The organism is Vibrio sp. 1557, from assembly GCF_033340175.1.
GTDB classification, from domain to species: Bacteria; Pseudomonadota; Gammaproteobacteria; order Enterobacterales; family Vibrionaceae; genus Vibrio; species Vibrio alginolyticus.
Genome location: NZ_JAWOVZ010000144.1, coordinates 1 through 1,329 on the forward strand (window position 1 = coordinate 1; position 1,329 = coordinate 1,329).

Below are 1,329 nucleotides of genomic sequence, written 5' to 3' on the forward strand. Positions count from 1 at the left end.
GAGATCCAACTTTCGTAGATTGTGTCTTTACATCAAAACTGGTCTACCTAGACTAGCGGCGAGTTTAAGTAAAAGGTATGTACGGCATGTGGAGTTGGCTGGCGATAGGGTTATCAGGTATGTATTCCGTGTTGGGTGCAAAGCAAGCGAACCCGACACAATCCTTAGTGTTTAAAATCTTTACGCTATTACTTCTTCTTATTTTGGTGCTAACCCAAGGGCCGTCGGCCGATCACAGCTACTGGATTGCTGGTGGTTTGGTGGTTTCTATGTTCGCCGATACGCTGCATTCGTTTAAAACACGCAAGCTGATCTATTTTGCTGCCTATCTCGCAGCGCAAGTGTGCTACAGCAAATCTTTTTGGGTTCAGCTCAATGGCGATATCGTGTGGTGGTTGTTGGCTTTGTTGCTTGCCGCCAGTATCGTGGCGTTTTTCCTTCTTTTACCGCAGTTAGATTCGCTCGTTTTTCCCGTTGTGACTATGGGCATAATGCTAGTGCAGCTCGCTTGGGCAGCCGGTGAGGTTTGGCTACAAACGCCTAGCTACGCGAATGCCATTGGCTTTAGTGGCACCGTCATCATGACGTATTCCGCGCTCGCTTACGCCATACACGGATTCCGTAAACCAATGAAGCGCGCGTATGTTTGGGTAAGTGGAAGCTACTTTCTTGCTCATGCACTCATTGTTGCTTCTATCATTTACTAACGTAAGTCAAAGCAGTGCTCGACGATTTCAGTACACTGGTCGGGTTCTATTTGCTAACTGGAGTTAACGATGAGTGACATTCATGCTCACAACTTACTAAACCTACTACGTGAAACCCCAATGAGCCGCGACGAGCTCGCACAACATTTTGGCGCAGACGTACGCTTTCATACCTGTAAGTTGAATGATCTAGACTTAGATGCATTGCTAACCTTTTTATTACAGCGCGATAAGGTTCGCGAACTCGAAGGCAAGTTCGTCGTCAACATGGCGCGTATTTGCAACCATTAAGCGGCGTCTGAGGTTGTTTCGGTAATCGAGGGCGAATTATCTGATTTCGCCCTTAGCCGTATACTCGCACAATCTCCTTACTATACACTGGTCGCTATTTTTTTCGTCGAGGCCAGAACATGGATATTCTTTCTGCAGCGACCATGCTGTTTCTTATCATGGACCCTCTTGGCAATTTGCCCATTGTGTTGTCCATTCTTAAACACATCGATCCCAAACGTCGTCGTAAGGTGCTCATCCGCGAGCTGATTTTTGCCTTGTTGATTTTGATGTTGTTCTTGTTCGCCGGACAAAGCATCTTGAGCTTTTTGCACGTACAGCCGGAAACTTT

General features: G+C 46.7%; 3 protein-coding genes. All 3 read left to right on the forward strand.

Annotated features, from left to right (window positions below):
- Positions 1-86: 86 nt before the first annotated feature.
- Positions 87-707, forward strand: coding sequence for a lysoplasmalogenase (locus R7070_RS25355; RefSeq protein WP_005481960.1), 621 nt, complete (start codon positions 87-89; stop codon positions 705-707).
- A gap of 69 nt (positions 708-776) precedes the next feature.
- Complete coding sequence (locus tag R7070_RS25360; protein WP_015297472.1) at positions 777-998, forward strand: YecH family metal-binding protein; 222 nt, start codon at positions 777-779, stop codon at positions 996-998.
- A 119-nt stretch (positions 999-1,117) separates the two neighbouring features.
- A partial coding sequence (locus R7070_RS25365; protein WP_031838993.1) for a MarC family protein occupies positions 1,118-1,329 on the forward strand: 212 nt, incomplete at its 3' end.